The following is a 19,925-nucleotide window of genomic DNA, read 5'->3' on the forward strand; positions in this document are numbered from 1 at the left end:
TGCCTTTTGTAGTATAATGGTTTTGCATCTCAGAGTTCCTTTTAATGTGTTTGTGGTGAACTACATTATATCTCTCTGGGATGTTTTTTCATACTCTCAACTGGCTAACTTCATTTTAGAACTTTCTGTTAAGAGGTAGGATTTAACCATCGTTATCTGCGGTAAAACGAACAATATCATTGGGAGTGCAAGACAAAATGACACATAGTTTTTCCAAAGTTAATAGAGTAATATTTTTGTTCTTTTTCAGACTGTCAAGTGTCTTATTATCAATTCCTGACTGGAGAAGTTTATATTGTGAAATTTCCTTTAACTCCATTGTCTTCCATAATGGTTCAAAACTAATAATTGCCATCATCTCCTTTTGATACCATTATAAGTTGAAAAATTTATTTATCATATTGTGTATATATCCACAATACGATATAGTTGTAATATAATTTTAGAACGGAGTTAAAATACCATGGCGATTTTCAAAGGAAAAACTGTAAATGAAGCAATTGAAAATGGATTAAATGAATTACAAATTGATAAAAAACATGCAGACATAACAGTACTGCAAGAACCAAGTAATGGTGTACTTGGTGTATTCAAAAAAGAAGCTGAAGTAGAAATAGTAGTGTTAAGTGATGAAGATCTTGAAAAAAGAGCCCAAAAGAAAATGTTCGAGAAAATTTTGGCTATTGGATTGGGGATTCTCTTTATTTTAATGTTTGTCGTCATACCTTTTCTTTCTAATGAAACAGATGATTCCAAAGAAACAGAATCGAAAACATCTCCAAGTTCAATGACTACTGTTATTGAAAAAAAGGAAAAAATGACCACTACTGTATCCAAAACAACTGAAGCAGATCGAACAACCAAAGAAACTACAACTAGCACTACGGTTCAACGTCCGACGGTGCTTACAATTGAAAACAATCCTGAATTTGCTGCTATTTTAAACTCAGAAAGCGGAGAATTAGCTCAACAATTTGCTGATAAGTATTATGGAATAACTGTCGAATTTGATGGACATATTGCATATATTGCGCCACATGAAAATTATAAAACACGGTACGATATTTTATTATATGGCGGCGATTATAGTGGCAGTGAATCAACAAATTATTCTGGTGTCAATTTACAATTTTTTGATGTTGCAACGACATCAGATGCTTTTAGTAGTTTAGATAGTTTGTCAATTGGCCAAAATGTTCATATAAAAGCACAAGTTGTAGAATACAATGCTGTGTCTGGTTTATTACGCTTAGAACCAGTACAGATAACAGCACGATGAAATTAGATTAAAAATGGATAGTTAATATTATCTAAACTTCTCGAACCATTCCCGTTGCTATTCATGTCAAGTCCAGCAAGCATTCAAACAGTCACAAAAAGAAAAGTCGCTACGAAATAGGCACTAGCCCCCCAAAAAATGAGACCGAAGAAAAACACTCCTGTTGAAAACTAGTAAACTAGAATCAAGGAGTGTTTTCTAGCTCTATAATCTCTGTGGTGGATTTGCTCACTACAGAAATTATAGAACCCTTTTTAGCTGACAGATGTCCTTCGGTTTTTTGGATAAGGGTAACGGTTTTTAGTTTCGTTTCATTTCTCCCTGAGGGTAATAGGTGCCTTCAGGCATATCGTTGATAAAAACGTGTATCGCAGACAGTGGGGCATTGGTGTTTTTTGAGACCACTTCCGCAACCTCACGGGCTAGAGCGATCTTTTGTGCTTCTGTGCGTCCTTCAAATAAATCAATTTTAACAAATGGCATAGGAAAGCCTCCTTTCATTTTTTCTAGTATAGCATAAATACGATTTTTCTGCTATTTAGCCTACAATGAGCCCCAAAAGGAAGGGATTTTATAAAAGAATCAAGTTATGTTTATCGGTTTCAGCCCTGCCTTTTGGCGCACAAATAAACCAACGAAACAGAAAAAAGAGGCATAACGGGAATGGTTGGGGAATCAAAATATATGACTTTCGATTAATTTTACTATATATATCAAATATATAAAAGAGGAGTATTAACAATGAAACTATACATGACTCAAGACAAGGGGACCTTAAAGAATACCTTTACTGTTTACAACGAATCTGAGGAGTTGCTTTATCGTGTTAAAGGGAATATCGGCATGTACACAGGAACTAGAAGTTATATTTATGCCCCTGACGAGACTCAAGAGATCGCCTTTATCAAGCAACGTTTTGCCCAATATAAGTGGGATGTTATTATCGCAGGCCAGACAGTAGCTACTATTTCTAAAAAATGGTTCTCACCTCGATCTAAATATAGGGTTGAGATCCTTGACTGGAAGGTAACTGGTCGATTACTCTTCCACGATTATAAAATCACAGACAATCGTGATAACACCATTGCCCAATTACAGAAAAAAGCGTTTCGGTTATCAGATAGTTTTGAAATTAGCATGGATAATCCAGAACAGGATGCGCTTTTGGTTGTGGCAGTCGTAGTGGCGATTGATGCAGTGATTGGTCAGACGAGTTAAGCTCTTAATGCCTTGTTCTGGAAGCAGAATCTTCTCTTTTTGAGAAGGTTTTTATTTTCCCGATAAAGTAAATGCCAGTCTTTCAAAATTATGGTAAAATAAGGAAGATTATATTTAGACTTTACTTTTTTTAAAAAGTAGAGTACTTAGATTGGAAGCGTAAGGGTGGCTCAATTTTATTTTAAGTACGGAGCGATGAATTCGGGGAAAACGATTGAAATCCTTAAAGTCGCTCATAATTATGAAGAGCAAGGCAAGGATGTGGTCATCATGACTTCAGCCTTGGATAATCGAGATGGTTTTGGTATTGTTTCTAGTCGTATTGGAATGCGGCGTGATGCGATTGCCATTGCAACAGATTTTGATGTTTTTCAGTATGTTAGGAATCTGGCTAAGGTACCCTATTGTATCTTGATTGATGAGGCTCAGTTTTTGACCAAGGAACAGGTCATTGCCTTCTCACGCGTGGTAGATGAGCTGGATATCCCCGTTATGGCCTTCGGGTTGAAGAATGATTTTCTCAATCATCTCTTTGAAGGATCAGAAGCTCTGCTATTGTTTGCTGATAAGATCGAAGAAATTAAAACGATTTGCCACTATTGCTCTAAAAAAGCCATTATGAATTTGAGGATGGTGGACGGAGAGCCTGTCTATGCGGGCCAGCAAATTCAAATTGGGGGCAATGAGTCCTATCGAGCAGTTTGCCGTAGGCACTATTTTAAGCCAGAGATGTGAGAAAAACTAGGATGTCCATTACTCTAAGAGACATCACACTGAGTAATTATTTTTCCGTTATTGGGCTCAGTGTGACAAAAGAACAAGAAGCCTTTGTCGCCTCAAATGCTATCAGTCTTGCAGAGGCTTATGTCTATCAAAAGGCTGGTCATTTTGTCGCTCCTTTAGCGATTTACGATCAGGATTTGCTGATTGGCTTTACCTTTATCGTTTATGATGAGACGTTAGTCATTAGTCCTGGAAATTATTTGCTGTTTCGTTTGATGATTGATCAAAATTATCAAGGAAAAGGCTACTTTATTCCTGTGATGGACAGTATTGTGAACTACATTAAGTCCCATCCAGCTGGGGAAGGAGCTGCAGTCTGGCTATCTTACGAAGCCGAAAATCACCATGTCAGATCCTGCTACCGTCACTATGGCTTTGTCGAAACAGGCGAAACCTATGCAGGTGAGATCGTTGCGATGTATCAGCTAACACAATAAAAAGAATTGCCTTCACCCCCAAGCATGTCGGAAAAAGAAGGACTACTTTGAAGAGGCGATTCATTTCTGATTTAACGATTTTACAACTAACGAAAGGAACGGAACACGCCCTAAAAGCGTCGGGGAAAAGATAGATTTCCTTGTGTGCCAGCACACGATGTCAGGGTTTGTTCAATTTCTCGTCAAATTTTAAGAAAGGAAACGAACGCGGGCTACGGACTGTGCAAGCTTTTCTTTTAAAATACAAACTTAATGATAATGAAAGGAACAGAACACGCCCTAAAAGCGTCGGAAAAAAGATAGACTTTCTTGTGTGCTAGCACACGGCGTCAGTCTCCTATTTTTCTCTCGCTTTCTTAACGGGCTTTGTATCTTAATTATGAACATTTACGATCAATTACAGGCGGTGGAAGACCGCTATGAAGAGTTAGGCGAGTTGCTCAGTGACCCAGAGGTGGTTTCAGACACCAAACGCTTTATGGAATTGTCTCGCGAAGAGGCAAACACGCGTGAAACGGTCGCTGCCTACCGTGAGTACAAGGCGACTATCCAAGCCATCGCCGATGCAGAAGAGATGATTAAAGAAGCAGGTGGCGACAAGGATTTAGAGGAAATGGCTAAAGAAGAGCTCAAAGAGAGCAAGGCCGCTAAGGAAGCCCTCGAAGAGCGATTGAAAATCCTGCTTTTGCCTAAAGACCCGAATGACGATAAAAACATCATCTTGGAGATTCGTGGTGCAGCGGGTGGTGACGAGGCAGCCCTCTTTGCAGGGGATCTTCTAGCCATGTACCAGAAGTTTTCCGAAAGCCAAGGCTGGCGCTTTGAAGTCATGGAGACATCTTACAACGGCGTTGGCGGTATCAAAGAAGTCGTGGCCATGGTATCAGGGCAATCGGTCTATTCCAAGCTCAAGTATGAGTCTGGTGCCCACCGTGTGCAACGTGTCCCTGTGACCGAAAGCCAAGGCCGTGTTCATACCTCAACAGCGACAGTTCTTATCATGCCTGAAATCGAAGAAGTCGAGTATGACATTGACCCGAAAGACCTCCGTATCGACATTTACCACGCCTCTGGTGCGGGTGGTCAGAACGTTAACAAGGTGGCAACAGCTGTCCGCATCGTTCACTTGCCGACCAACATCAAGGTCGAGATGCAGGAAGAGCGGACCCAGCAGAAGAACCGTGACAAGGCCATGAAGATTATCCGTGCCCGAGTGGCGGATCATTTTGCCCAGATTGCCCAAGACGAGCAGGATGCGGAGCGCAAATCTACCATCGGTACAGGTGACCGTTCAGAACGCATTCGCACCTACAATTTCCCGCAGAACCGTGTCACCGATCACCGTATCGGTCTGACCCTGCAAAAGCTGGATACGATTTTATCTGGGAAGATGGACGAGGTGGTGGACGCCCTCGTTCTCTATGACCAGACTCAAAAACTGGAAAAGTTGGCTAACTAATGCGGCTGGGACAGGTCTTGTCTTCCTTGGAAGACCGAGTAGAAGCCGCAGGAGCAGAGCGAGCTGCCCTTGCCTACGTCTTTCGTGAGCTCAAGGGCTGGAGTTTGACCGACTTGGTTTTGCAGCTGTCACAGCCCATCACGCCAGCAGACGAGCTTCTCTTGACCGAGCTGGCGGACAAACTCAGCCAGCATCTTCCCGCTCAGCACCTGACAGGACGCGCCTACTTTCGAGAGTTGACGCTCTTGGTGGACAGCCGTGTCCTCATCCCTCGCCCTGAGACGGAGGAGTTGGTCGATTTGATTCTTTTGGAAAATAGCAGAGCAGATTTGCGGGTCTTGGATCTGGGGACAGGTAGCGGTGCTATTGCCCTCTCCCTCAAGCAAGCTAGAGAAGATTGGCAGGTGACGGCGAGTGATTTGTCAGCCGATGCTCTGGCAGTTGCTCGTGAAAATGCCCAAAAGCACGACCTTGCGGTTACCTTTATCCAGTCGGATGTTTACGATGGTCTAGCTGAGACCTACGACCTTATCGTCTCCAATCCTCCCTACATTGCTTATGCAGACCAGCATGAGGTCGGAGAGAATGTCTTGCGCTATGAGCCGCATACCGCTCTTTTTGCCGAAGAAGAAGGATTGGCCATTTATCGACAAATCTTGAGAGATGCCCAGCAGCACCTGACACCAGATGGCAAGATTTATCTGGAAATTGGCTACAAGCAAGGTCAAGCGCTAAAAGCCTTAGCTCAGCAGTATTTACCCGATAAGCGTGTGCGGGTCTTGGCAGACAGCTACGGCAAAGACAGAATGGTGGTGATTGATCATGGCTGATTTGGGTCATGTCTTAGCTAGCGGTGGGGCAGTCGTCTTGCCAACTGAGACGGTTTACGGGCTCTTTGCCAAGGCACTGGATGAAGAGGCTGTGGATCAGGTTTATGCCCTCAAGCAGCGCCCTCGAGACAAGGCGCTCAACCTCAATGTGAGCAGTTTAGCCGATATCTATGCGTTTTCGCAAAATCAGCCAGCTTTTTTGGACAAGCTTTATCAGCATTTTTTGCCGGGTCCGTTGACCATCATCTTAGAAGCCAACGACCGAGTGCCACACTGGGTCAACTCTGGTCTGGGAACAGTCGGTTTTCGGGTGCCAAGTCACCCTGTGACCTTAGACTTGATTGCCCAGCATGGACCATTAATCGGTCCTTCCGCCAATCGGTCAGGACAAGCCAGTGGTGTCTTGTTTGAGGACATTATGGCAGAGTTTGACGGTCAAGTGATAGGCTACGCAGATGATGCCGCCCTGACAGGACAAGACTCGACCATTCTGGATTTGTCTGGTGACAGAGCGACCGTTTTACGACAAGGCGCCATCACCAAAGCACAACTATTAGAAGTTGTGCCAGAATTGACGTTTGAGTAAGGATAATCAGATGAATAGGAGACTAAGATGTTAAAATCATTACAGTTTACAGATGCAAAAGCCTTATCCCTAATTAACGAGACGGCCTTAGGTTATGCCTTTTCGGTGGAGCAGACTGCTCAGCAGTTGGACAAGTTACTGGCAGACCCTCAGCATTTCTTTATCGGCTATGCCGATGACCAATCAGGTGATCTGCTTGGCTATGTCCATGCCCAACAGTATGAGAGCCTTTATTCGGAGCCTGGGCTCAATGTACTGGCGTTAGCAGTTCTGCCTGCAGCCCAAGGGCGCGGAATTGGTCGGCAGCTGATGGTGGCTTTGGAAGACTTGGCGCACCAGCGTGGTTTTGCCTTCATCCGCCTGAATTCAGCTTCACATCGTCTGGAGGCGCATGAATTTTACCGCAGGATTGGCTACGATGGGGATAAGACGCAGCTGCGGTTTATCAAGTTATTTGAGGAAGGGAACGATGATTGAACGTGAGCCAGATGTGCCTGAGTTGACCACAGATGACATCGCTTTGTTGACGGAGGCGGTCTTCGGACAAGATCAGTTGCCTCAGGTCTGTGACTTGGGCTTTATCTTTTCGAGCACCCACCCCTTGCATTGGGAGAAGGCTGTCGAGGCTTATCGCCAGGGCTATGTTAGCCAGTTTTTGGTGACAGGAGGTCGGAGCAAGACAGGACAGGCTCATCCTGACTGGTCAGGCGGGGAGCGGACAGAGGCTGAGGTCATCATCGAACACTTAGTGGCTGGGGGTGTTCCTCGAAATGCTATCCTACATGAGAATCAATCGACCAATTTCTTGGAAAATGTGCTATTTGCTAAGGATTTGATTGATTTTTCACGCGTTAAGAGCATTTTGGTGATTTGCAAGAGCCATGTGGCAGGACGGCAGCTACGGACTTTATCCCAACACATTCCAGATGCTATTGACCTCATCTCTTATCCCTTTGATACCGCTTATAAAGGACAGATAATTCGTCGGTCAGACTGGATGACCTCTGATATCGGCCGCCGACGGGTCTGGGGAGAATACCTGCGCCTGCTTCGCTACGGAGAGCAGGGGCATTTGAAACCATTGGACAACCAACTTAAAGGAGTACAACATGATTTTTGACAAGGAAGATTACAAGGCCTTTGATACCGACCTTTGGTCAGCTATCGAAGCAGAAGAGCAGCGCCAGCAAAATAACATTGAGCTGATTGCGTCTGAAAACGTGGTGTCTAAGGCAGTTATGGCTGCGCAAGGATCCATTTTGACCAACAAATACGCAGAGGGCTACCCAGCTAAGCGCTACTATGGTGGCACAGAAGTGGTTGATGTGATTGAAAATCTGGCGATTGAGCGGGCCAAGGAAATTTTTGGGGCTCAGTTTGCCAATGTTCAGCCTCACTCTGGCAGTCAAGCCAACGCAGCGGCTTACATGGCGCTGATTGAGCCAGGCGATACAGTGCTAGGGATGGACTTGTCTGCGGGCGGGCATTTGACCCACGGGTCTCCCGTCAACTTCTCTGGAAAATCGTACAACTTCGTGGCCTATGGTGTGGACAAGGAGACTGAGCAGTTAGACTATGCCGCCATTTTAGAGCGCGCCAAAGAAGTGCGCCCTAAACTCATCGTAGCAGGCGCTTCTGCCTATTCCCGTACGATTGATTTTGCCAAATTCCGTGAGATTGCAGATAGCGTCGGTGCCAAGTTGATGGTGGATATGGCACATATTGCTGGTCTTGTCGCTGCTGGTCTTCACCCAAGTCCTGTTCCGTATGCAGATGTAGTGACCTCTACCACCCACAAGACCCTTCGTGGTCCTCGTGGCGGTCTGATTTTGACCAATGACGAAGAGTTGGCCAAGAAAATCAATTCCGCAGTCTTTCCAGGACTTCAAGGCGGTCCTCTTGAGCATGTCATTGCAGCAAAAGCTGTCGCTTTCAAGGAAAATCTAGACCCTACTTTCAAGGAATACGCTCAGAATGTCATTAGGAACTGTCAGGCTATGGCAGGTGTCTTCAACCAGCACGAAAAATTCCGTGTTATTTCAGGTGGAACGGACAATCATGTCTTCCTTGTGGATGTGACCAAGGTCGTGGAAAATGGCAAGGTCGCCCAAAACCTCTTAGATGAAGTCAGCATTACCCTCAACAAAAATTCTATTCCATTTGAAACCCTGTCACCTTTCAAGACATCTGGTATCCGTATTGGCACGGCAGCAGTAACGGCACGCGGTTTTGGAGTGGAGGAGTGTCGTAAGGTCGCTGAACTCATCATCAAAGCCCTTGAGCATGCTGATCAAGAAGCCGTTCTTGAGGAAGTCCGTCAAGAAGTGCTTGCCTTGACCAATGCGTTTCCTCTTTATCCTTAATCCTCGAAAGACACCCTTGTGGGCTGTCTTTTTATTTTCTTTTATGGTACAATAGCAGAGCAACTTTTGAGTTTTAAAGAAGAGAGACAGTAAAATTAGAGGTAAGTATGTTAGATATCTATATCAAAAAAATGATCATTCACCAGTTTACACCTGACGATACGGAGTTGCTATTGGCAGAGCAACCTTTGACTTTGACGCCGCGTTTGGACGAGTATTTCCGGAAAAAACTGAGCAGGGTCTTTTCAGATGAGGCAAAGCGTGGGCAGTTCGCCGCAGACAATGCGTTCTTGAGTCTTCTGAGTGATGATCGGTATGAAACCTCCATCAAGATAGCACAGCTCTGGAAAGAAGAGTTTGTCATCAGCGAGAATCAGAAAACCAATGACTTGGTCTTTTTGGATTTTGACAAAGATGGACAGCCGTATTTTGCCTTCTTGCGCCTGACTCTCAAGGAAAATCTGATTCACAGCTCGGTAGATAGCGACAAGCCGATTCAGATGACGACCAATAACCTCCCATCGGCAGCCCAAACGCCTGATGAGGCTCTGGTTATCAATCTGGACACCCGTGATTATTACCTCATAGAGAAGCGGATTAAGCACAATGGCGCCTTTGCCAATTATTTTTCTGAAAATCTCCTTGCGGTGGCCCCTGAGCAGTCGGTCAAAAAATCCATCAAGCTCATGGAGCAGACGGCGCAGAAGATTGCGGACAACTTCAACCAAGACGACTTTGCCTTCCAGTCCAAGATGAAATCTGCTCTGCATAAATCCTTGGAGGCAGGTGATAGTTTATCACCAGAAACTTTGGCAGACCAGCTCTTTGATGACAATCTGACAGCACGGCTGACCTTTGTTGATCAGGTTAAGGAGAGTATCCCAGAACCAATTAAATTGACTGATATCGACGCTTCACGCCAGCTCAAGAAGTTAGAAAACCAAAAGCTGTCTTTATCCAATGGGATTGAATTAATTGTCCCCAATCGAGTTTATGAGGATGCTGAATCGGTTGAGTTTATCCAGAACGAAGATGGAACCTACTCCATTCTCATTAAAAATATTGAAGCGATTGAGGCAAAGTAATGTTCAAGAAAATAAGACGACTGATCTTGCTCGTTTTGTTGCTGGTCATCGGTTTTAAGGCCTATGAGATCCGCCAAGATGTCAAGCATGTCATGACCTATGAGCCCCTGGTGGTAGAAGTATTGACGGAGATGGGCAGTCAAGCTGATCCACAGTTGATTTTGGCGATGATTTATACCGAAACTAAGGGAAAGACAGATGATGTGATGCAATCCAGTGAAAGCTTAACGGGAACGGCTAACACCATTACAGATAGTAAGTCTAGTATCCGGCAGGGAGTAGAAGTTTTGGCGAAACATATTGCCTATGCAGAAGAATTGGGGTTGGACCAATGGACAGCTGTTCAAGCTTACAATTTTGGCAGTTCTTATATAGATTATGTCAAACAAAATGGAGGGCAAAACTTAATCAAGGTGGCCAAGGCATATTCTAGAGATGTTGTAGCTCCTAGTTTAGGCAATACGACTGGTCAAACCTATAGTTACCACCATCCCGTGGCCCTTTTGCATGGTGGAGAGCTCTATGTTAATGGCGGCAATATTTACTATTCGAGACAAGTTCGCATTAATCAATACCTTATGACAATCATGACTTGGTTTTGACCAGCTCATGATTTTTCGTTTTAGCTTTATAATTTGGTATAATATAAGCGATACGATTTAGCGTGAAAACAGATTAGAAACGATTGGTTTAGAGAGGAAGTGGTGGCAATGGTTGTTCAACTAGATACCAAGACAGTTTATACCTTTATGGATAGTGTTATCGGAATTGAAACCTATGTCAATCGTGCCAAAGCGATGGGGTACCAGGCCCTAGGCATAATGGATATTGACAACATGTATGGCGCCTATCACTTTCTTAAAGCCTGTCAAAAAGTGGGTATTCAGCCGATTTTAGGAGTGGAACTTACTCTGATTTTTCAAGATCATCCGTTAAAAGTTTATGTTCTTGCTCAGGATACGACAGCTTATCGGTTCTTACTAAAATTATCCACTCAAAAAATGCTGGGGGAATCTTCCTTGGAAGCGTTCCGCCCCTTTTTAGAACACCTTTGCATCATTTTGCCCTATGCAGATGGGATAGATGATCTTGATTTGGGCCTGCCTTTTTACCTTGGTGTCTTTAAAGATACACCGATAGAATCATTTAAGCACCCTATTTTACCCCTACATACCGTACGTTACTTTGAAGAGAGTGACCGTCAGGTGCTTCATATGCTTCATGCCATTAGAGATAACCAGCTCTTGCAAGAGACACCACCTATCTTGACAGAGGAACGTTTCCTACCTCCACAAGCTTTGACCGCAGCGTTTGAAGAACGTTTCCCACAAGCTTTGGTCAATTTACAAGAACTCGTCCAAACGATATCCTATCAGTTGCCAGGTGAGTTAGTTTTGCCACGATTCAATCGCGAACGTCCAGCTGTTGAAGAATTGAGGGAACGCACCTATGCAGGTTTGCAGGAAAAAGGACTGACCACTAAAATCTACCAGGAGCGGTTGGAAAAAGAGTTATCGGTTATTCATCAAATGGGGTTCGATGACTATTTTTTAATTGTTTGGGATTTGTTGCGGTTTGGTCGCAGTCAGGGGTATTATATGGGAATGGGGCGCGGCTCGGCTGCAGGAAGTCTCGTAGCTTACGCTTTAGACATTACAGGTATTGACCCTGTTTCGAAAAACCTTCTTTTTGAACGGTTCTTGAATGTAGAACGTTTTAGCTTACCAGATATTGACATTGATTTACCCGATGTTTACCGACCAGAATTTCTCCGCTATGTACGCAAGAAGTATGGAAGTCAACACGCTGCCCAAATCGTGACTTTTTCAACTTTTGGAGCCAAACAGGCTCTTAGAGATGTGTTTAAACGCTATGGTCTGGCAGAGCATGAATTGACCAATTTAACACGAAAAATTAGCTTTAGAGACAGCTTGGCTTCTGCCTATGAGCGGAACGCGAGCCTAAGACAGATCATTGTTAGTAAACCAGAGTATCAACGGGCTTTTCAGCTAGCCCAAGCTATTGAGGGGCAACCAAGACAAACTTCCATTCATGCGGCAGGGGTGGTCATGAGTGACCAAGATCTGACCGATCGAATTCCTCTTAAGTGGGGGGAGGAAATGCTCTTAACCCAATATGATGCACATGGTGTGGAAGCTAATGGCCTATTAAAAATGGATTTTTTGGGGCTCAGAAATCTAACTTTTGTGCAAAGGATGCAGGAGCGCGTGGCGGAGAAGTACGGACAACTTATCGATATTGCTAAGATAAACTTGGAAGATCCGGAAACCTTGGCGCTATTTGCTCGTGGTCAAACCAAGGGCATCTTTCAGTTTGAAGCTGCAGGAGCTATCTCTCTACTCAAGCGAGTCAAGCCAACTTGTTTTGAGGACGTCGTTGCAACAACATCGCTTAATCGTCCAGGAGCTAGTGATTATATTGATAATTTCATCAAGCGACGCAGGGGGCAAGAGAGAATTGATTTGCTGGATCCTGTGATTGCTGATATTTTAGAGTCAACCTATGGCATTATGCTTTATCAGGAGCAGGTCATGCAAATAGCCCAGCGTTTTGCTGGTTTTAGCCTAGGGAAGGCCGATATTTTAAGGAGGGCTATGGGCAAGAAAAAGCCTGAGGAGATGAAGGCCATGACAGACGAGTTTCTGGCGGGTGCTCTGGCGCTTGGACATAGTGAGTCCAAGGCTAGGCAAATTTTTGCCATGATGGAGAAGTTTGCAGGTTATGGATTTAACCGTTCCCATGCCTATGCTTATTCGGCCTTGGCTTTTCAGTTGGCTTATTTCAAGGCGCATTTTCCAGATGTTTTCTTTGATGTTATGCTTAATTTTTCAAGCAGTGATTACATTGAGGATGCGCTCCATTTTGGTTTCAAGGTGGCCAAGCTCCATCTCAATACAGTGCCATACTACGATAAATTTGACCAAGGAGCTATTCACTTAGGCTTGAAAAATATTAAAGGTCTCTCTAAAGAATTTGCTCACTGGTTGATTGAAAATCGCCCCTTTCATAGTATTGAAGAGTTTATGAGGCGCTTACCAGATCAATATGCTAAGTCGACTCAGATAGAACCATTGATTAAAATTGGCCTCTTTGATCCGTTTGAATCTAATCGGCACAAAGTTCTTAGCAATTACCAAGGCCTCAGAGAGCATAATAAGCTAGGTCAGGCCAACCTCTTTGATGACAATCCAGATATGGCATATAGTTGGGTAGAGATTGATGATTTTACAGAGATGGAGAAATTTCACCAAGAACAAGAAATCATGGGAATTGGTCTGAGTCCCCATCCGCTGATTCAGTTGTCCAAGGAGGCCGCTCTGCCTCATACTCCGATTCGGGACCTAGTAGCAGAAGGGCGTAGCACTGTATTGGCTGAATTCTTAGGCGGTAACGTCATCCGTACCAAAAAAGGAGAACAAATGGCTTTTCTTAAGGTTAGCGATACCCAAAATATCCTAGAGATAACAGTTTTCCCAGAAGCCTATCGCCAATGGTACCATCATCTGACAGAAGGAGGATTCTATTATTTTTCAGGGAAAATGCAAGAGCGCGATGGTCAGTTGCAGATGCTCTTAGACCACGTAGAAGAGCTCCCCACGGAGAAGTTTTGGATCCAGTTGGATAATCACAGCCTAGATCGGGCGGTAGCTGACGTTTTACAGCAATTTTCAGGACCTATCCCAGTCGTTTTGCGCTACAAGGAGACGAAGGAAACCTTATTGCCTAAGTACTTAGGTGTTCAAAAAACGGATACCTTGATAGAAGCTTTAGAAGCGCTAAACGTGAAAACGATTTTTTACTAAAAAAACCGGAAATAGCCAGCAAAACCAAGCGAATTATGATATAATGAATAAGTTAGAATGAAAAAAGGAGCAAGGATAAAAAAATGAAACGTATTGCTGTTTTAACCAGTGGTGGTGATGCCCCTGGTATGAACGCTGCAGCTCGTGCCGTTGTGCGCAAAGCCATCTCCGAAGGTATGGAAGTTTACGGCATTCAACATGGTTACGCTGGAATGGTAGCAGGAGAAATCTTTCCTCTGGATTCGCGTGCTGTAGGGGATAAAATTTCTCGTGGTGGAACATTCTTGTATTCAGCGCGCTATCCAGAATTTGCCCAGTTAGAAGGCCAATTAAAAGGGATTGAGCAATTGAAAAAGCACGGAATCGAAGGAGTTGTTGTTATCGGTGGTGATGGCTCTTACCACGGTGCTATGCGACTGACGGAGCACGGTTTCCCAGCTGTTGGGGTACCAGGTACCATTGATAATGATATTGTTGGGACAGACTTTACGATTGGCTTTGATACAGCTGTCAACACAGCGATGGAATCCATCGATAAATTGCGTGATACTTCCTCTAGTCACCGCAGAACCTTCATCGTAGAGGTCATGGGACGCAATGCAGGAGATATTGCACTTTGGTCAGGTATTGCTTCTGGGGCAGATCAAATCATTATTCCTGAACATCCGTATGACATTGAAACTGTCGTTAAGAACATCAACATTGGTTTTGCCAATGGGAAAAACCACCATATCATTGTTTTGGCGGAAGGGGTTAAACCAAGCCATGAATTTGCAGAAGATTTGAAGGCTGCTGGTTATGTTGGAGATCTTCGTTTTACAGATCTTGGGCATACCCAACGTGGTGGTTCGCCAACTGCTCGTGACCGTGTCCTTGCTTCTCGCTTAGGGGCATATGCTGTTGAATTACTGAAGGAAGGAATTGGTGGTGTGGCAGTTGGGATCCGTGATGAGAAGATTGTGACCAACCCGATCCTTGGATCAGCTGAAGAGGGGGCACTCTTTAGTTTGAGTGAAGATCGCAAGATTATTGTCAATAATCCACATCAGGCAGATGTGAAGTTGATTGCCCTCAATGAATCATTATCTGTTTAGTCATTAATATATAACAAGTGCCCTAAGGGCTAGAACAAAAAGGAGACTATCTAACCTATGAACAAACGTGTCAAAATCGTTGCAACCCTCGGACCTGCGGTAGAAACCCGTGGTGGTAAGAAATATGGGGAATCCGGCTACTGGGGAGAACCATTGGATGTGGAAACCTCTGCACAAACCATCGCGAAATTGATTGAAGAAGGCGCAAATACTTTCCGTTTCAATTTCTCACATGGGGACCATGCAGAGCAAGGTGCTCGTATGGCAACGGTTCGCCGTGCTGAAGAGATTGCTGGGCGTAAAGTTGGTTTCCTCTTGGATACCAAGGGACCTGAAATCCGTACAGAAGTTTTTGAAGGTGGAGAAGATTTCTTTGCCTACACAACTGGTGAAGTGATTCGTGTTGCTACTAAACAAGGTCTCAAGTCAACTCGCGAAGTGATTGCTCTGAACGTTGCTGGTGGTCTGGATGTTTATGACGATGTTGAAGTCGGCAAGCAAATCTTGGTTGATGACGGTAAGCTTGGTCTGACAGTTATCGACAAAGATATCGCAACTCATGAGTTCATCGTAAAAGTTGAAAATGATGGTCTTATTGGTAAGCAAAAAGGGGTGAATATTCCTTACACCAACATTCCTTTCCCTGCACTTGCAGAGCGTGATGATTCAGATATTCGCTTCGGTCTTGAAAATGGGTTGAACTTCATCGCTATTTCGTTCGTACGTACAGCTAATGATGTTAATGCGGTTCGTGAAATCTGTAAAGAAACAGGTAACGAGCATGTCCGTCTTTTTGCTAAAATCGAAAACCAGCAAGGGATTGATAATTTGGATGAAATCATTGAAGCTTCTGATGGTATCATGATTGCCCGTGGTGATATGGGGATTGAAGTACCATTTGAAATGGTTCCAGTTTATCAAAAGATGATTATTACAAAAGTGAATGCTGCTGGTAAAGTTGTAATCACTGCGACCAACATGCTTGAAACCATGACTGAAAAACCTCGTGCGACACGTTCAGAAGTATCTGATGTCTTCAACGCGGTTATTGACGGTACTGATGCGACCATGCTTTCTGGTGAATCTGCAAATGGTAAATACCCAGTTGAGTCTGTTCGTACCATGGCAACAATTGCTAAAAATGCTCAAGGGCTTTTGAATGAATATGGCCGTTTAGACTCCTCTGAATTTGAACGTTCAGGTAAGACAGAAGTGATTGCTTCAGCGGTTAAAGACGCTTGCCATTCGATGGATATCAAATTGGTTGTCACTGTGACAGAAACAGGCTATACGGCACGTGCTATTTCAAAATACCGTCCAGATGCAGATATCTTAGCGGTTACCTTTGATGAGTTAACACAACGTAGCTTGACGCTTAACTGGGGGGTTATCCCGATTATTACTGACCGTCCAGACACTACAGATGACATGTTTGAGTTGGCAGAAAGAGAAGCCCTTAAGGCTGGATTGGTATCATCTGGTGATAATATTATTATTGTTGCTGGTGTACCAGTTGGTGTTGCAGGGTCTACCAATACTATGCGTGTCCGTACAGTTCGTTAATTCCTTTTCTTAAAGAATGAAAAACCTCTTCTTGACAGATGTTCAAGAGGAGGTTGCTTTTTTAAAAAAGAGATGGTATTAGTTTAAGTATGGCTGATAATGAGCGAAAGGTTTCCCTTGTAGGCCCACTCTGAAATAGCATTGGTCAGGATGAAGTGATCGCCTTTTTGGATTGGATATTCCTGGCCATGACAGTGGAGGCTCCCTGCACCATCAATGACCGATACCAAGCTGTAAGGGGCGGTTTGATGGGCGGTTACTGGTCCGTCAATATCCCATTTCTCAACTGTAAAAAAGGGGTTTGACACCAAGGTGGTTAAAAACAGGTGATCAATGCGGACATGGCTGGGTGTGCTGTTTTGTGGTTTCTCTATATTGAGCACATCTAAGGATTGGTTGATATGAAGTGGTCGAGGATTTCCTAGATCATCCAAACGATCAAAGTCATAGACCCGGTAAGTCGTATCACTGGACTGCTGTGTCTCTAAAATGACAATACCAGGGCCGATAGCATGAAGAGTACCGCTAGGAACATAGAAAAAGTCACCTGTCTGGACAGGAGTATACGTAAGTAACTGATTCCAATCGCCGTCAGCAATTTTTTCGGCTAATTCCTCACGACTCTGGGCTTGATGGCCATAGATAATCCGGGCACCAGGATCTGCGTGCAGCACATACCAGCACTCGGTTTTTCCGAGCTCTCCTTCATGCTCTAGAGCGTAGGTGTCATCTGGATGGACTTGGACGCTTAGCCATTCATTGGCATCCAAAATTTTGGTTAAAAGCGGAAAGACAGGACTAGCTGGATAGCCAAAGAGTTCAGGAAAATCACGGTAGATCTGATCTAGGCTTTGTCCTGCTAAGGGACCATTCATAACAGTGGAAGGCCCATTGGGATGAGCTGAAATTGCCCAGTATTCACCTGTTGTTTCGCTAGGAATATCGTAGTTAAAGAGTTTTCGTAGTCGATTTCCTCCCCAAATTTTCTCATGCATGGTTGATTGTAAAAAGAGGGGCTCAGTTATTCTTTCCATATTAAACTTACCTTTCCAAAATTAGAATAAACAGCACTGTATGGCCTTCTCATATGATACCATATCCTTTTTGAGAAATAAACCGCTAGCTAAACTAGGTTAAGTTGTTTTGATGTTTTACCATTTATTGAAAGCTAAAAAACAGATCTCCTTTTTAGGAGATCTGCACTCTTTAGGGATCCTAAAGATATCGTTAGCACTGATTAACGGATTGCTTTTTCTGTCAGAGCATCAAAGAAGTGTGCTTTGTTCATGTTGAATGCTAGTGTGACAATTTCACCTGGTTGGTGGTAGTCGCGTGCATCTACGCGAGAGATGAATTCAGTGTCATCAATCTTGCTGTACAACATGGTTTCTGCACCTAAAAGTTCAGAGACAACGACTTCAGAGTGAATAGTAGAATCGGCATAGGCTTCTAACTCAAGAGCAGAGGCTTTGACATCTTCTGGACGGATGCCAAAGATAATGTCTTTGCCATTATACCCTTGTTCTTCCAAAAGTTTACGCTTACCTTCAGGTAAGGTGATGTTGAAGTTGCGACCATTGCTTAGGACACCGTTTTCAAACTTAACATTGAAGAAGTTCATAGCTGGAGAACCGATAAAGCTGGCAACAAACTTGTTGGCTGGTTCATTATAGAGTTCTTGTGGGGTACCAATTTGTTCAACACGGCCAATTGTACCGGTTCCAGAAGGGTTCTTGGTAGAGCTCATGATAACGATACGGTCTGCCAAGGTCATAGCTTCTGTCTGGTCATGGGTAACGTAAATAGTAGTGGCACCGATACGACGATGGATTTTAGAGATTTCAGCACGCATGGAAACACGCAATTTAGCATCCAAGTTAGAGAGCGGCTCATCCATCAAGAAAACCTTAGCGTCACGCACGATGGCACGTCCCATTGCTACACGCTGGCGTTGACCACCAGACATGTCCGCAGGTTTACGGTCTAACAATTCTGTTAGGCCAAGGATAGTAGCAGCTTCTTTCACACGGCGGTCGATGTCTTCCTTAGAATATTTACGCAATTTTAGACCGAAAGCCATGTTGTCGTAAACGGTCATGTGTGGGTAAAGGGCATAGTTCTGGAAGACCATAGCGATATCACGATCTTTTGGAGCCACGTCGTTCATCAGTTGATCATCAATGTAAAACTCACCCTCTGTGATGTCTTCAAGACCAGCAATCATTCGGAGAGTTGTAGATTTTCCGCATCCAGAAGGACCAACAAAAACGATAAATTCTTTGTCCTTGATATCAAGGTTGAAATTTTCAACAGAGTAATGATCGCTGCGTTCATAGCGTTTATAGATATTGTTTAATTTGAGTTGGACCATGAAAGGTTCCTCCTTGTAAGATGATATCTTTATTATAAATGAAAACGCTCTTATTTTCTTGTGCAAGCTGATTGAAAAAGACTAATCGTTCTTGTGCAACCTGCACAAGAACGATTAAGGATTGAGAAGGGCGAGATAGCAAACAGCCAAATCATCCATATTTCTGAGCGAGAGGCCTGTCTGTTCTTGGAACCTATCCAAGCGGTATTGTAAGGTGTTGCGGTGGATATAAAGATTCTGTGCTGCTTTTGTTAGGACAGCTTGAGTCTTCCAAAGACAAAGAATGGTTTCTGGTAAGTCCTCATGATGTGTGATCAGCCGAGAGAGAAATTGGTAGAGCTTAGCCGTTTCTTTTTGTTTTTGATTGGACAGGAGTAATTGGCTAAAAGTCGTGACTTGATCTTGTTTAGCTACTCGGAGCAGGTACTGAAAGAGACGTTGTTCCAATTGAAAAAGATTTGGCCAACTATCTTCCAGATAATTTGGCCAAAATTGACCAATAGCAACCGAGATTTTCATCCCAAAATCAAACTCTAGGCTGGGTAAGGTTTCCTTGAGGAGATCTTCAACATTAAAATAAGTCTCTTGGTTTAAAACAAGGCAAAAATTCTCAGTGTCCAAACTAAAGGAAGACATTAGATTTGGAAAGAAGGCCGCCAGGCTCTTCTGGCACTCCTGGATCAAATCTTTCGGAGGGTTGTGGAGATGGACGTGTAACCATTGGAGATTATTTGCTGACTGGGGAGCTTGGCCCTCTCCGTATACCAAATAAGCTATCCAAGGGGTCAGGCTGTCAGTAGAAGATTTTGACTGCTGGAAAGCTTGGATGAGGTATTGCTCTCTAGGGCTGAGTAGGTCTGGATTAAAGCTCAGCCATTGTCCATCCTCTAAAGGAATAGCTAAAGCGCCATCGGTCGGAGGATAACCTAATCGCTTTGCTTCTGGAAATAAATAATGAAAATCAGACACAAAAAACTCCTTCTCATATTGAAAATCCTTTCTCTGATAGTATACCATATTCTGAAAACAGCGT

The 19,925-nt window shown here is 43.8% G+C and carries 20 protein-coding genes; 15 read left to right on the plus strand and 5 right to left on the minus strand.

Annotated elements, in window-relative coordinates:
* Positions 1–142: 142 nt before the first annotated feature.
* The gene (locus tag HF992_RS09945) at positions 143–355 is read right to left on the minus strand and encodes a helix-turn-helix domain-containing protein (RefSeq protein WP_246201289.1); all 213 of its coding nucleotides are present in this window, start codon (positions 353–355) and stop codon (positions 143–145) included.
* Positions 356–463: 108 nt separating this feature from the next.
* Between HF992_RS09945 and HF992_RS09950 the strand changes: the two genes are divergently transcribed.
* The gene (locus tag HF992_RS09950; RefSeq protein WP_168549876.1) at positions 464–1,279 is read left to right on the plus strand and encodes a DUF4839 domain-containing protein; all 816 of its coding nucleotides are present in this window, start codon (positions 464–466) and stop codon (positions 1,277–1,279) included.
* 300 nt (positions 1,280–1,579) lie between these two features.
* On the opposite strand, the gene HF992_RS09955 is transcribed toward HF992_RS09950, so the two are convergent.
* A complete protein-coding gene (locus HF992_RS09955) occupies positions 1,580–1,762 on the minus strand; it encodes a 4-oxalocrotonate tautomerase (RefSeq protein WP_168549877.1) in 183 nt (60 codons plus the stop codon).
* Between the two features lie 258 nt (positions 1,763–2,020).
* On the opposite strand from HF992_RS09955, the gene HF992_RS09960 reads away from it, so the two are divergent.
* From HF992_RS09960 to pyk, 14 genes are all read left to right on the plus strand, one after another.
* Complete coding sequence (locus HF992_RS09960; protein ID WP_168549878.1) at positions 2,021–2,497, plus strand: LURP-one-related family protein; 477 nt, start codon at positions 2,021–2,023, stop codon at positions 2,495–2,497.
* A gap of 165 nt (positions 2,498–2,662) precedes the next feature.
* Positions 2,663–3,232, plus strand: coding sequence for a thymidine kinase (locus tag HF992_RS09965; protein ID WP_168549879.1), 570 nt, complete (start codon positions 2,663–2,665; stop codon positions 3,230–3,232).
* An 11-nt stretch (positions 3,233–3,243) separates the two neighbouring features.
* Entirely contained in the window at positions 3,244–3,717 is a 474-nt protein-coding gene (locus HF992_RS09970; protein ID WP_168549880.1) for a GNAT family N-acetyltransferase, read from the plus strand.
* 379 nt (positions 3,718–4,096) lie between these two features.
* Positions 4,097–5,176 carry a peptide chain release factor 1 gene (prfA, locus tag HF992_RS09975; RefSeq protein WP_168549881.1) on the plus strand — a complete coding sequence of 360 codons (1,080 nt, stop codon included), beginning with the start codon at positions 4,097–4,099 and terminating at the stop codon, positions 5,174–5,176.
* Positions 5,176–6,006, plus strand: coding sequence for a peptide chain release factor N(5)-glutamine methyltransferase (gene prmC / locus HF992_RS09980; protein ID WP_168549882.1), 831 nt, complete (start codon positions 5,176–5,178; stop codon positions 6,004–6,006). Before prfA ends, prmC begins: the two co-directional genes overlap by 1 nt.
* Positions 5,999–6,592 (plus strand): L-threonylcarbamoyladenylate synthase, encoded by a 594-nt coding sequence (locus tag HF992_RS09985; RefSeq protein ID WP_168549883.1) that lies wholly within the window; start codon positions 5,999–6,001, stop codon positions 6,590–6,592. The genes prmC and HF992_RS09985 overlap by 8 nt, the downstream gene beginning before the upstream one ends.
* Positions 6,593–6,619: 27 nt before the next feature.
* Positions 6,620–7,069 carry a GNAT family N-acetyltransferase gene (locus tag HF992_RS09990; protein WP_168549884.1) on the plus strand — a complete coding sequence of 150 codons (450 nt, stop codon included), beginning with the start codon at positions 6,620–6,622 and terminating at the stop codon, positions 7,067–7,069.
* Positions 7,062–7,712 carry a YdcF family protein gene (locus HF992_RS09995; RefSeq protein WP_168549885.1) on the plus strand — a complete coding sequence of 217 codons (651 nt, stop codon included), beginning with the start codon at positions 7,062–7,064 and terminating at the stop codon, positions 7,710–7,712. The genes HF992_RS09990 and HF992_RS09995 overlap by 8 nt, the downstream gene beginning before the upstream one ends.
* Complete coding sequence (gene glyA, locus HF992_RS10000; protein ID WP_168549886.1) at positions 7,702–8,955, plus strand: serine hydroxymethyltransferase; 1,254 nt, start codon at positions 7,702–7,704, stop codon at positions 8,953–8,955. The genes HF992_RS09995 and glyA overlap by 11 nt, the downstream gene beginning before the upstream one ends.
* Positions 8,956–9,062: 107 nt before the next feature.
* The gene (locus HF992_RS10005; protein ID WP_168549887.1) at positions 9,063–10,040 is read left to right on the plus strand and encodes a nucleoid-associated protein; all 978 of its coding nucleotides are present in this window, start codon (positions 9,063–9,065) and stop codon (positions 10,038–10,040) included.
* Entirely contained in the window at positions 10,040–10,642 is a 603-nt protein-coding gene (locus tag HF992_RS10010; RefSeq protein ID WP_168549888.1) for a lysozyme family protein, read from the plus strand. Before HF992_RS10005 ends, HF992_RS10010 begins: the two co-directional genes overlap by 1 nt.
* A gap of 108 nt (positions 10,643–10,750) precedes the next feature.
* Positions 10,751–13,864, plus strand: a complete 3,114-nt coding sequence (locus HF992_RS10015) for a DNA polymerase III subunit alpha (protein WP_168549889.1) — start codon at positions 10,751–10,753, stop codon at positions 13,862–13,864.
* An 83-nt stretch (positions 13,865–13,947) separates the two neighbouring features.
* A complete protein-coding gene (gene pfkA / locus HF992_RS10020; RefSeq protein ID WP_168549890.1) occupies positions 13,948–14,958 on the plus strand; it encodes a 6-phosphofructokinase in 1,011 nt (336 codons plus the stop codon).
* 57 nt (positions 14,959–15,015) lie between these two features.
* Complete coding sequence (gene pyk, locus HF992_RS10025; RefSeq protein WP_168549891.1) at positions 15,016–16,521, plus strand: pyruvate kinase; 1,506 nt, start codon at positions 15,016–15,018, stop codon at positions 16,519–16,521.
* A gap of 83 nt (positions 16,522–16,604) precedes the next feature.
* Here the strand turns inward: pyk and manA are convergent, their stop codons facing one another.
* From manA to HF992_RS12300, 3 genes are all read right to left on the minus strand, one after another.
* Complete coding sequence (gene manA / locus HF992_RS10030) at positions 16,605–17,546, minus strand: mannose-6-phosphate isomerase, class I (RefSeq protein ID WP_168549909.1); 942 nt, start codon at positions 17,544–17,546, stop codon at positions 16,605–16,607.
* 212 nt (positions 17,547–17,758) lie between these two features.
* Complete coding sequence (locus HF992_RS10035) at positions 17,759–18,892, minus strand: ABC transporter ATP-binding protein (protein ID WP_168549892.1); 1,134 nt, start codon at positions 18,890–18,892, stop codon at positions 17,759–17,761.
* Between the two features lie 114 nt (positions 18,893–19,006).
* Positions 19,007–19,861, minus strand: a complete 855-nt coding sequence (locus tag HF992_RS12300) for a PucR family transcriptional regulator (protein ID WP_343032970.1) — start codon at positions 19,859–19,861, stop codon at positions 19,007–19,009.
* Between the last annotated feature and the right edge of the window lie 64 nt (positions 19,862–19,925).

Origin of the sequence: Streptococcus ovuberis (assembly GCF_012396585.1) — a bacterium.
GTDB lineage: Bacteria > Bacillota > Bacilli > Lactobacillales > Streptococcaceae > Streptococcus > Streptococcus ovuberis.